Annotated in this window: 6 protein-coding genes; 1 reads left to right on the top strand and 5 read right to left on the bottom strand. The window is 45.8% G+C overall.

The annotated features are described in order from the left end of the window. Positions 1 to 147 precede the first annotated feature (147 nt). The 5 genes from truA to fabB all read right to left on the bottom strand — a co-directional run bounded on the left by truA (position 148) and on the right by fabB (position 10156). A complete protein-coding gene (gene truA, locus F0232_RS13960) occupies positions 148 to 942 on the bottom strand; it encodes a tRNA pseudouridine(38-40) synthase TruA (RefSeq protein WP_008220283.1) in 795 nt (264 codons plus the stop codon). Positions 943 to 1087: 145 nt separating this feature from the next. After that, the gene (locus F0232_RS13955) at positions 1088 to 6145 is read right to left on the bottom strand and encodes a FimV/HubP family polar landmark protein (RefSeq protein ID WP_171750846.1); all 5058 of its coding nucleotides are present in this window, start codon (positions 6143 to 6145) and stop codon (positions 1088 to 1090) included. A 208-nt stretch (positions 6146 to 6353) separates the two neighbouring features. Further along, the gene (locus F0232_RS13950) at positions 6354 to 7367 is read right to left on the bottom strand and encodes an aspartate-semialdehyde dehydrogenase (RefSeq protein ID WP_061033729.1); all 1014 of its coding nucleotides are present in this window, start codon (positions 7365 to 7367) and stop codon (positions 6354 to 6356) included. Positions 7368 to 7379: 12 nt separating this feature from the next. After that, the gene (locus F0232_RS13945) at positions 7380 to 8513 is read right to left on the bottom strand and encodes a 4-phosphoerythronate dehydrogenase (protein WP_105057445.1); all 1134 of its coding nucleotides are present in this window, start codon (positions 8511 to 8513) and stop codon (positions 7380 to 7382) included. 431 nt (positions 8514 to 8944) lie between these two features. Next, on the bottom strand, positions 8945 to 10156 hold the full coding sequence (gene fabB / locus F0232_RS13940; protein ID WP_004737973.1) for a beta-ketoacyl-ACP synthase I: 1212 nt from the start codon (positions 10154 to 10156) through the stop codon (positions 8945 to 8947). Between the two features lie 56 nt (positions 10157 to 10212). Here fabB and mnmC point away from each other — a divergent pair, with 56 nt between their 5' ends. After that, positions 10213 to 12363 (top strand): bifunctional tRNA (5-methylaminomethyl-2-thiouridine)(34)-methyltransferase MnmD/FAD-dependent 5-carboxymethylaminomethyl-2-thiouridine(34) oxidoreductase MnmC, encoded by a 2151-nt coding sequence (mnmC, locus tag F0232_RS13935; protein ID WP_105057446.1) that lies wholly within the window; start codon positions 10213 to 10215, stop codon positions 12361 to 12363. Positions 12364 to 12470 lie beyond the last annotated feature (107 nt).

Raw genomic sequence — 12470 nt, 5'->3', positions numbered from 1 at the left:
TTGATTGCGAAAGAAATAAATTTGGGAATTATGCGAGGAGATTAAAGCACATAAAACAGCAAGTGTAGATAAAAAACTGGTTGTACCTATTTTCTTGAGCTATTTTACGCACGATTTCGCAATATTTTTTGAACCTAAGTCCCACATTTAGTTCAAATTATCTGGAAGAAACAGAGGACCAATTGGCTCTCTTGGAAGACCGAATTCTTCTGGATAATCCACATCTACTAAATAGAGACCTTCAGCTTTAGCAGTCGCTCCAGCCAACTTACGGTCTTTCGCTTCAAGTAACCACTTGATCCACTCTGGCTTCTGCTCACCTTTACCAACGGCAATTAGGCTACCCGTAATGTTTCTCACCATATGGTGCACAAACGCATTCGCCTTAATATCAATCACGATGTAGTGGCCATGACGAGTCACGTTCAAGTGAATCATATTTCGCCACGGGCTATGAGACTGGCAGTGCGTAGCTCTAAACGACGTAAAATCATTTTCACCCAGCAGGTACTGACCTGCCTCATGCATCTTTTTCTCGTCAAGGTGACCATGATAATGGCTCACGCCTGAATTTAAGATTCCAGGGCGCAGTGCATGATTGAAAATGATATAGCGGTAACGACGTGCCGTTGCAGAGAAGCGAGCATGGAAATCTTCATTCACTTCTGTTGCCCAACGAACAGCGATGTCTTTAGGCATGTTGGCGTTTGCACCCATTGTCCATGCCACCATTTTGCGGTCGACATTGGTTTCAAAGTGAACGACTTGTCCCGTACCGTGAACACCGGCATCCGTTCGTCCTGCGCATTGAACTTCTACTGGGTGATTTGCGACAACCGAAAGAGCCTTTTCCAATTCTTCTTGGACACTTTTCACGTCTCGTTGGCGTTGCCAACCAAAGTAGTGGGTACCGTTATATTCAATACCTAAAGCAATTTTCATGTTCTTGTTCTCTTTGAAAATGGGCGAGAAGTATATACGGAAATGAGTGCTATCCCAAATAGGATGGGACTAAATCTATAATATTAAAAGCACGACCCACCAAAAATAAAGGGTAGCCAATGCTACCCTTTATATCTCGTCCAGGTTATCGGCCGTTTAACGTATCGATAAGATTCTTAGCTTCGCGGCGAATATCGTCGCTTCCGTCGACTATCGCTTCTTCTAGAAGCTTAATCGCGCCTTGAGAGTCACTCATCTCAATGTAGATTTTAGCGAGATCAAGCTTACCAGCGGCTTCAGCGTTACTATCAACATCATAGTTTCCTATATCGCCAATCACATCAGGGAATTCGTTAAGACCAACATCCAGCTTCAGCTCTTCTTCGTCTGGGTTAATAGCATCTTCACCTTCTTGCTCAACTTGAGCCATCAACTCATCGATGGTCATGTATTGCTTATCACGACTATTCGATGATTCGGTCAGGTTATCTTGCTGCGCCCAGTTCTCTTCTTTGATCTTAGGTTCAGCTTGCTGTTCTGCAGACGCCCAGATCTCTTGTTGATCATCCGGCACACCATCTTGCATGCTCGATTGCTGTTCTGGTGCAAGATTAAAACCTTTCCAATCTTCACCGCCCACTTCAAGCATTGCATCAATATCTAACCCAGCGCTATCAATCGATGTCGCATCTAATGGCTTCTCGAACATGTTGTCGACTGTGTCTTGAACATCTTCTGAAAGCAATTCAGCCAAATTAGTTTCATCAAAGTTATCGAAGCCTTCTAACGGCTCGTCTTCAACTTCATTCACCTCAGTGCTAGGTGCTAAAGGTGCGCTTGTTGATTCGTTCGCTTCTGGGAATCCAGCTAAATCTGCTTCATTGACACCCGAGAAATCATCCGCACCAGCAAAACTTTGTGGGTTCGAGAACAGGTCATGCAGTGCGTCTTGCTCTTCTCCCTGCGGACTAAAGGCAGTTAATGGCGTAGGCTTTTCTGCAAACGCATCAGAGATCGCTTCATCTTCACCGTATTCAGGCAAATCGAACTCGTCAAACTGTACCCCTTGCTCTTCTGCCACAGGCTCAGCACTGCTCTGCTCAATATCGTCTAAAACAGAGTCCGCTTTAGCGCTTTCTTCATCGTATTCTGGAAGGTCAAGATCATCGAACTCAAACTTCTCACTGCCATCCGATAAATCCTGCTCTAACTGAGCTTCATCAGGTTCACTAACAGCCTCTGCAAGTGCGTCTTCCTCACCAAACTCTGGTAGCTCAAAGTCGTCAAACGAGAATTCGTCTTCACTTGGTTGCTCTGTAGCTTCTGGTTGTGGTGCTGTTTCAGGTTGAGGCTCAGCTTGTACTTCTGTACTAACTTCTGCCCCAGCTTCCGCCAACGCGTCTTCTTCATTAAATTCTGGTAGCTCAAAGTCATCAAACGAGAATTCGTCTTCACTTGGTTGCTCTGTAGCTTCTGGTTGTGGTGCTGTTTCAGGTTGCGGCTCAGCTTGTACTTCTGTACTAACTTCTGCCCCAGCTTCCGCCAACGCGTCTTCTTCATTAAATTCTGGAAGCTCGAAATCATCAAACGAGAACTCGTCTTCGCTCTGTTGTTCTACAACTTCTGGCTGTGAGGCTACTTCAGGTTGAGGCTCAGCTTGCAGTTCAGTGGTAGTTTCAGCCTCAGCTTCCGCCAACGCGTCTTCTTCATTAAATTCTGGAAGCTCAAAATCATCAAACGAGAACTCGTCTTCGCTCTGTTGCTCCGCGGCTTCTGGCTGTGTTGCTGCTTCAGGTTGTGGCTCAGCTTGCGCTTCAACGATAGCCTCTGTCTCGGCTTCAGCTAGTGCATCTTCTTCACCAAACTCTGGAAGCTCGAAGTCATCAAACGAGAATTCATCTTCGCTCTGTTGCTCTACTGGCTCTGGCTGCAGGGCCGTTTCAGGTTGAGACTCTGGCGTTGGTTCTTCAGCAGTTTCAGCCACTGCTTCAAAGGTGTCTTCGTCAATCAGCCAATCGTCGTCTTGTGGTACACCGAATTCATTTGGAATGATCTCTGGCATATTCGCAGCACGAACTGGCTCTGGCTCTGGCTCTGGCTCTGGCTCTGGCTCTGGCTCTGGCTCTGGCTCTGGCTCTGGCTCTGGCTCTGGCTCTGGCTCTGGCAAGGATTCAACAACATTATCAAACTCTTCGCTACCTTGAATCTTAGGTTCAAAATCAAAATCAGAGTCAATGTTCGATGGTGATTCTACATCGTTGATCGCTTCAGCTAGCCAGTCTTCAACTGTATCTTCATCATCGTCAGAAATGTCACCCAATGACGCAGGAGACGTAGCTTCACTCTCAAAGCTGGTTGCGATTTCTTCTGAGCTACCCAGTTCCGGTGAAGGCTCTAGCTCAGGATGTTCCTGCTCAAATTCATCAACACTGGTATTTTCAGAGAGTAACGAGTCGATATCTAACTCATCGCTTTCGACCTCTGGTTTTGTATCTCCGACCGCGGGTTCAATCACGTCAGATTGAGCTTGTTGTTCAGAAGCTTCTTCAACCACTTGGTCAAGTTCTGGCGTCATTAGCTCATCGATAAGCGCTTCATCGGTGGTTTCCAATGCGTCATCCAACAAAGCATCCGTTGCAGGCGCGACACCAAACATATCATCAATAAAGTCATCACGATTAAATGCGGCAGCTTCATCCTTAAGCTCAGGCTCTGTGCTATTTTCTATCGCTTCTGTACTTGCTAGCTCATCGTTAAGTTCGATGTCTTCCAAACTCGGGGCTTGTTCAGTACTTGCCGGTTGCTCCAACTCTGCTTCTGGAGATTCCAAAAACTCTGGGGCAGTAGAAGGCTCTGCAAGTAATGATTCAACATCAGCGTCAGCAAGGCTACTGACTTCATCACTCTGCTTGTCAAAATCAAATGCAGCTTCTAGCTCTTTATCAAAGGCTTGAACTTCGGGTTCAATCTCATCTTCAATACCGCTCGTCAGTAGCTCGTCGAACGGGTCAAGAGACTCTGTCGCTTGTTCACCATTCTCATCGTCAGATAGCTCACTACCCAACAATTCGTCCAAGGTTTCATCACTTTCAAGTGTGAACTTGGCATCATCAACGTCATCGTCAAGGAAATCATCAAGTAGGTCAGTGCTCTCTGCATCGAGTTCGAAGTCATCATCAGAATCACTTAGCAACTCATCCAACATGTCAGTGCTGTCTTCAGAAATGTTAAGTTCATCGTCGGTCGATAAGCCTGACAGTTCTTCCAACTCAGACAGAGCATCAAAACCTAGAGGTTCCCCTTCAGAATCTTCATCAGAGTCGCTCTCTAACATCTCATCAAGTAAGTCTGTCGAGTTACTTAAATCAACATCATCACCAGCTAATTGCTCGTCAAGCAGGTCAACACTCTCCTGCTCCTCTTCGCTTTCTACTGGCTGGTCAAACTGAGCTAAGATGTTTTCGATATCGTCGTCAGACGCCAAACCGCTGTTTAGATCTTTGGCACTGTCATCGTCGCTATCTAGGTTGAAAGGATCGTTCTGTTCATTCTGGGCAGCCACTTGCGCAAAGATGTCATCAATATCATCTTCAACACTTGTTGGCTCTGGTTGAGAGGTTTGTTGCTCAGAAATAAGTGTATCGATATCAAAATCATCGCTTGCAGACGTCTCTGTACTCGGCGTCGAATCACTTTGCTCTTCTGAGATCAGTGCGTCAATGTCGAAGCTGTCGTCGTCTTCGTCATCCAACGCGAACAGATCATCAAGCATCGATTGGTCCAGTTCGTTGGAGCCTAGGTCTTCTGTATGAGACTCTTGAGATAGCAGAGCTTCAATGTCATCAGCAGACATTGAGTTGTCGTCCGACAGGTCAAAGTCACCATCATCAGAATCAAGTGCACTTTCTGCCGTCTTATCAAGCGCACGTTCCATCTCTTCTAGGCCAAGCGCTTTCTCTTCACCATTAACACTGATGCCGTTGCTGCTGTCTAAATCTAGATCATCGAAGTTAGTGTCTAAATCGCCGTTCTCACCAATGCTGGCAAACGGGTCATCGTCTTCACCATCAAGGTTGAAATCAAGGTCTGACTCATCTAGACCCGCAAACACATCGTCTTCATCAGCCAGTGCTTGATCATCAAACAGCTTATTTGCGTCATCTTCCGTACCAAACAGCTCATCATCGAGAGACAACTCATTGTCTAGGTCATCGATCTCATCGCCCAACATCATTGGAGCAGCGCTGCTTGGCTCTGGCTGAATAGGCTGGTCTTGCGTTGGTTGTTGCTGCTCTTCATTTTTAGAACGGCGCCCTAGCAAGATCACAATGATAAGACCAAGTAAAAGGCCTGGAATGATCGCAAGTGCAGCCACTAGCCAACCATTAGACAGCAACTGGTCAATCGCACTTGGCGCCATTTTTTCGATTTCAGCGTTCTTTCTACGCTCTTCAGCAAGTAACTTTTCAACTTCACTGCGAATACGGTCTTCGTCACTTAGTTCTGTCTTAAGAACATCCACCTCGGACTGCACATCCGATAGCATTAATCTAAGTTGGTGATTCTTCTCTTCCAGTGACAACAGCTCTGTTTCAGATAACTCTAACTGCTTCTCGAGTTTGTTCATGTCTTTAACAGGAGAAGTAGCAGCCACTGATTTTTGTACTGTTTCAGCAGCAGGGGCTGGTTTAGTAGCAACCGAACTTTTCGAACCTGCATTCGATTGATTGGAGGTTTGAGCTGCTTTTGGTTTGACTGCAGGCTTAGCGGCCGGATCATCCAGCTTGGCCAAGTGCGAGTTCATGATGTTGATGGCTTGCTGCGTAGAGCTTGCACGAGCTTGCTCTAAAGAAGGGACACGTAAATGACTAGCTGGCAGCAAGCTATGGATATTCTGGTTTTCAAACGCTTGTGGGTTCAGTCGGTAAATTGCCAACAAGGTTTGTTGGACGGAGACAGAGTTATCTGGACGCAATCTTGACGCGATAGACCATAGCGTTTCATTGCCACGAGTCGGGCCATAGAAACGAGAAGGCTCTGCGCTATTCGATTGAGCTCTTTGAAGAGGTTCTGAAAACGTAGGCGCTGATTGTATCTGACCATTAGGCCCTACAACTCGAATGGAATCTGCACGAACAACGGAAATCTGAGTCGCAATGATAACGGCAAAAGGTATTAACCACTGCTTGAAAATTTGAAACATAAAAGGCTCAGCTAGGTGCTTAAATTCGGATAAAGTGATGATCTATTAAATATATCGGATAAATGACGTAAAACTATAGAGATGAAAACAAAAAATGTGTTGCAGCGACAATATTCGCAGCAATTTCACACAATTTGACTAACAATATTTTTAATCGATTAAAAAAGCCCCACTAAAGAGTGAGGCTTGTTTATCAAAGCGGTGAGGCTTAGAAGTAATCGCGAATCAGAACTTCAGCGATTTGTACTGCGTTTGTTGCAGCGCCCTTACGAACGTTATCCGCAACAACCCACATGTTGATGCCGCTGTGATGGCTGATGTCGTTACGAATACGACCCACCATTACATGGTCTTTACCGCCAGCGTCACGTACTTGTGTTGGGAATTCCATACCATGGAAAACTTCAACACCTTCTGTGTTTTCTAGTAGTTGAACCACTTGGTCTGCACCGATTGGTGAGCGAGTTTCTACGTGTAGAGATTCTGCGTGACCGTAGAACACAGGTACACGAACACACGTTGGATTCACCGTGATTGAAGAGTCGTTAAAGATCTTTTGTGTTTCCCAAACCATCTTCATTTCTTCACGCGTGTAGCCGTTTTCCGTAAACTCATCAATCTGAGGGATACAGTTGAACGCGATCTGCTGTGGGAATGCTGAGTTTTCAGCTGGCATGCCGTTAAGAAGCTTAGCGGTTTGACCAGCAAGCTCATCGATACCCGTTTTACCTGCACCAGAAACCGATTGGTAAGTAGATACGTTGATACGTTCTAGGCCGACTTCATCGTGAATTGGCTTAAGCGCAACCAGCATTTGAATCGTTGAACAGTTTGGGTTCGCAATGATATTGCGGTTGCGGAACTCAGCAATTGCTTCTGGGTTCACTTCAGGCACAACCAGTGGAACATCGTATTCGTAGCGGAACTTAGATGTGTTATCGATAACGACCACACCTTCATCCGCAGCAACTGGAGCCCATTGTTCAGAAAGGTCGCCACCAGCAGAGAAAAATGCGATATGAACTTGAGACCAATCGAAGTCTGCAACGTTCTGCACTTGTATCGTCTTACCATTAAAGCGGTAAGTTTTACCTTCACTACGTTCACTTGCTAGTAAGTGCAGTTCACCGATAGGGAATTTACGCTCTTTAAGTACTTCAAGAATGGTTTCACCAACCGCACCAGTCGCACCTAAAATAGCAATATTAAATTCTTGGCTCATTGTTTCTCTCTTTTATAAAGTTGGCTTTACCATAAAACCGAGTTTAGCTAACGGTGCTAGATTACAAGAATCATCACCTGTTAACTCGACTGCACTGTACTCTCTGCGGTCCCAATATTCTTTACGCATCTTGTCAAAAGAACCTGGCGTAGCGATATTGCGACGGAATAAGGCATCGTCTTTGCGCACATCATAGATCAACTGAGTCAAATTGTGCAGTGTTGCTTCGTCCCAAGCTCTATCTAATTTCATTTGAGGCACAGGCGCTGTCGGCAATAGATCGCTCGCGTAAGCGCGTTGTTCACTGCCTAAGAACTCACAATAGCTGTTAAAGATCATCGTCGTACCGCGTGCTTTGCCCTCTAGACCGTAGCCCGCTACGTGAGGTGTTGCAAAAGCGAGTAAAGGAAGCAGCTCCATGTCGACTTCAGGTTCAAACTCAAATACATCAAGGACGGCCGTGAAGCCATCAGCTTTTTGCAGACGAGCTTTTAGCGCTTGGTTATCCACGACAGGGCCGCGAGCCGCATTTATCAGGATTTGATCCGCACGCAAGTTATTTAGCACTTGCTCATTGATTAAGTGATACGTTGGGAATTCACCCGTTTTAGTGATTGGCGTATGCAGCGTGATAACGTCAGATTGCTTAAGCAGCGTGTCTAGTTCTGTAAACTCACGAGTGTCACCCTCTTGCTGTTTTAGAGGGTCGTTCAGTAGAACTTTAATACCAATACCTTCAAGGCATTTTGCTAAGTAGCTGCCCACTTGACCACAACCAATAATACCGACTGTTTTATCAAATACAGAGAAGCCTTGTTGCTGCGCAAGAACCATCATCGCACTGAACGCGTATTCAGCCACACCTACCTTGTTACAGCCCGGTGCTGCGGTAAAGAAAATGCCACGCTCTTTCATCAATTCTTGGTCGACGTGATCCATACCTGCCGTCGCGGTACCGACAAACTTCAGTTTATTGGCTTTGCTGATTAATTCTTCGTTCACCTTGGTGACAGAGCGAATCATCAATGCGTCTACGTCAACCAGATCGTCCGCAGTTAATGTGCGACCAGACTTCATTGTCACTTCACCTAGCTGGCTAAAAAGCGCTTCTGCATAAGGCATGTTTTCGTCGATTAAGATTTTCATTTGGCGAGTACTTTTGTTGGGGTCTATCGACCTAAATGTGAATTGAAATGATTGTGCAAAATTCCACACACGGTGTCGAGTAGCAAATGGAATACATTATGAATAAAGGCTTGTTGAGATAAGGATTGATTGCCCTACGCAGCTTTTACTACTCAAGCCTAAAACGAAAAATGCCCGATTGAATTAACAATCGGGCAAACATCCAGAACAAAAGGATCCTATCTCGCTCTCCAGGAGACAGAGTCTGCGTCTGTTCGACCAGTACTGACCAAAGCCACTACTGATCAAGCTCTGGAAACCTTTCCGTTTCTAAACCTATGTTTAGAAAGCTTTGTTCTGTGGGTCATGGTTAATGGGTTACCTGTGCGTGTTGAAACGGCACTCGCGTCACCCGTTAATAATTAACCTTTATCTATCTAACTCAAGCCTAATTAAGCTTGGTATTTTTTGATTACTAGCGTTGCGTTTGTACCGCCGAAACCAAAGCTGTTAGACATAACTGTTGTTAGCTCTTGCTCACGAGCTTCAGTTACGATGTCTAGACCAGCAGCTGCTTCGTCTAGGTTAGAAACGTTAATGCTTGGAGCGATGAAGCCGTTGTCTAGCATTAGCGTTGAGTAAATCGCTTCGTGTACGCCAGCTGCACCTAGAGCGTGACCTGTCATCGCTTTAGTTGCTGAGATTGCTGGGCTGTTGCCACCAAATACTTCTTGGATAGCACCTAGCTCTTTCACGTCACCAACTGGAGTTGAAGTACCGTGAGTGTTCACGTAGTCAACGCCATCAACGTTTTGCATTGCCATCTTCATACAACGAACCGCGCCTTCACCAGAAGGAGCAACCATGTCGTAGCCATCTGAAGTTGCGCCGTAGCCTACGATCTCACCATAGATTTTCGCGCCACGAGCAACTGCGTGCTCAAGCTCTTCGATTACTAGCATGCCGCCGCCACCAGAGATAACGAAACCATCACGGTCTGCATCGTAAGTACGAGAAGCCAGCTCAGGAGTATCGTTGTACTTAGTAGAAAGTGCGCCCATTGCGTCGAACATCATAGTCAGAGACCAATCTAGTTCTTCACCGCCACCAGCGAATACTACGTCTTGCTTACCTAGTTGGATAAGCTCCATTGCGTGACCAATACAGTGTGCCGATGTTGCACATGCAGAACTCATAGAGTAGTTCACACCACGGATTTTGAAAGGAGTTGCTAGACAAGCAGAAACCGTTGAAGCCATTGTACGTGGAACCATGTATGGACCAACGCGCTTAACGCCTTTCTCACGGATGATGTCTACTGCGTTTACTTGGTTAAGAGAAGAAGCACCACCAGAACCCGCAACGATACCGGTGCGGTCATTAGATACTTGCTCTTCTGTTAGGCCAGCGTCTGCAATTGCTTGCTCCATTGAAAGATAAGCGAATGCCGCTGCATCACCCATAAAGCGCATCTTTTTGCGATCAATATGGTCAGCAGGGTTCATTTTAAGGTTACCCCAAACTTGAGAGCGTAAGCCGTTTTCCTTGAACTGCTCTGAAGCGGTAATACCAGATTTACCCTCTTTCAGTGATGCTAAAACTTCTTCGACGTTGTTACCGATACTTGAAACAATACCCATACCGGTGATTACGACTCGTTTCATGTGACATTCCTATAATTCTAAATTCAGCTAGATGATAACTAAGAAGCCCAACAAAAGTGGTCAGCTTTCCTAGAAATTCGTACAATCCCTACCAACATATCGCTTCAAATCACAAAATGATAGATTTTATGACTTCAATTACTAATGCTGATCTGGAATGGAATGAGTCTGGCACGCCAGTTTCAGACCAATTTGACGATGTTTACTTCTCCAACGTGAATGGTTTGGAAGAGACTCGTTACGTTTTTTTAAAGCAAAACCACCTTCCAGAGCGTTGGCTTGAACATGATCAGCGCCGTTTTGTGATCGCTGAAACTGGCTTTGGTACAGGCCTCAACTTTCTTGCGGTTTGGCAATGGTTCGATGCTTTCTTTAAAGATAACCCTCAAGCTATTACCAAAGAGTTACATTTCATCAGTTTTGAGAAATATCCTTTAAACAAAGAGGATCTCATCAAAGCGCACCAAGCGTGGCCTGAATTAGCCGAGTATGCGACGCAACTCCAAGAACATTACCCTATCGCTCTGCCTGAATGTCACCGCATTGTATTGGGCGATGGCACAATCACATTGGATTTATGGTTCGGTGATATCAAAGACTGTATGCCAAGCGTGCCTACGCCAAAGAAAGGTTTGGTGGATGCATGGTTCCTAGATGGATTCGCCCCAAGCAAAAACCCAGAGATGTGGAACCAAAACCTATTCAATGGCATGGCAAAGCTAGCCAAACAAGATTGTAGCTGTGCGACTTTTACCGCGGCCGGTTTCGTGCGTCGTGGGTTAATTGAAGCTGGCTTTGAGATGAAGAAGGTCAAAGGCTTTGGTACTAAGCGCGAAATGATTGCAGGCCGACTTGGCGAAAAACATACCCATACCAATATCAAACCTTGGTATGGCTTATCAGAGCACAGCGACTCACAAGACATCGCGATCATCGGTGGTGGTGTTGCCAGTGCTGCATTAGCCAAAACGCTAAGCCGCCGCGGCAAGAACATCACCCTTTATTGTGAACATCCACAAGCTGCTGGTAACGCCTCTGGTAATAACCAAGGTGCAATTTACCCGCTATTAAGTGAGGCGACCTCAAACGTTTCGCGTATATTCGGCCCAGGATTGTTGTTTGCTCGCCAGTTCATCAATCAAGCTGCAAAGTCGATTGAGTTTGATCATAACTGGTGCGGTGTGAACATTTTGATGTGGGATGAAGGTTCGACTAAGAAGCTCAATCGCATGTTGGAAGGTAATTTCCACACCGATTTGATTCAGCGTTTATCGCCAGAGCAAGCAAACGAAAAGATCGGTTTACCCGTTGATAAAGAGAGCGTCTACTTTCCTCTGGGTGGATGGTTGAGCCCACTTCAGCTTACTCAAGGCCTTATTGGTCAATTGGAACAAACCAATAAAGTAAGTACACACTATCAACATCAAGTGACTCAGCTAGAGTGGCTCGAAGCTGAACAACAATGGCAACTCACTATTGAGACACCGCAAGGTGAGATTCAAACTAAACATGACCAAGTGGTGGTTGCAAACGGCCACAAGTTCACTCAGTTTGAGCAGACTCAACCTGTACCTCTGACTCCAGTTAAAGGTCAAGTGAGCCACATTCCGACCACGGAAAATCTTAGCAAACTCAAAACCGTGTTGTGCTTTGATGGCTACCTAACACCACAAAACCCAAACAATGGACACCATTGTATTGGCGCGAACTACGACAAAACCAACATCGACCAAAAGTTTGATGCTGAAGTTCAACAGCACAATGGCGAGCGCCTTCATGGCTCACTGCCAGATCAAGCGTGGACAAAAGAGGTCGATACCAGTGGCAACCTAGCGCGCCAAGGTATCCGTAGTGTAAGCCGCGATCATCTTCCGTTTGTCGGTAACGTTGGTAACTTTGAAGCAATTAAAGAGCAGTACCAAAATCTGCATAACTTTAACCCACAGCGTGACTCGGTTGACGATGTTCAAACCGTCACTAGCTTCCCTAACCTATTCTGCTTTATCGGTTTAGGCTCTCGCGGGTTAAGCTCTGCTCCCCTACTCGCAGAGGTTTTAGCATCACAAATTTGTGGCGATCCACTTCCTCTTCCTGCTGATGTACTGGAAGCCATTCACCCAAGCAGAATGTGGGTACGCAGACTACGTAAGGGTAAGGCGTTAACAGCGGGATGGGTCGCAGATAAACAAGCGAAAGCCAATCAATAGCTGACGGACTACTCGCTCGTTAATTCAGAGTATTTGCAATGAAAAAGCCCGAGTGACGTTATGTCTCTCGGGCTTTTTGTATCTGATGACTTAAACTTTCAAACGAC

The sequence above is a fragment of the Vibrio sp. T3Y01 genome (assembly GCF_013114525.1).
In the GTDB taxonomy this organism is placed as follows: domain Bacteria; phylum Pseudomonadota; class Gammaproteobacteria; order Enterobacterales; family Vibrionaceae; genus Vibrio; species Vibrio chagasii_B.
Note: the sequence above shows the minus strand (reverse complement) of the source record. Positions and strands in the feature narration are given on the sequence as shown.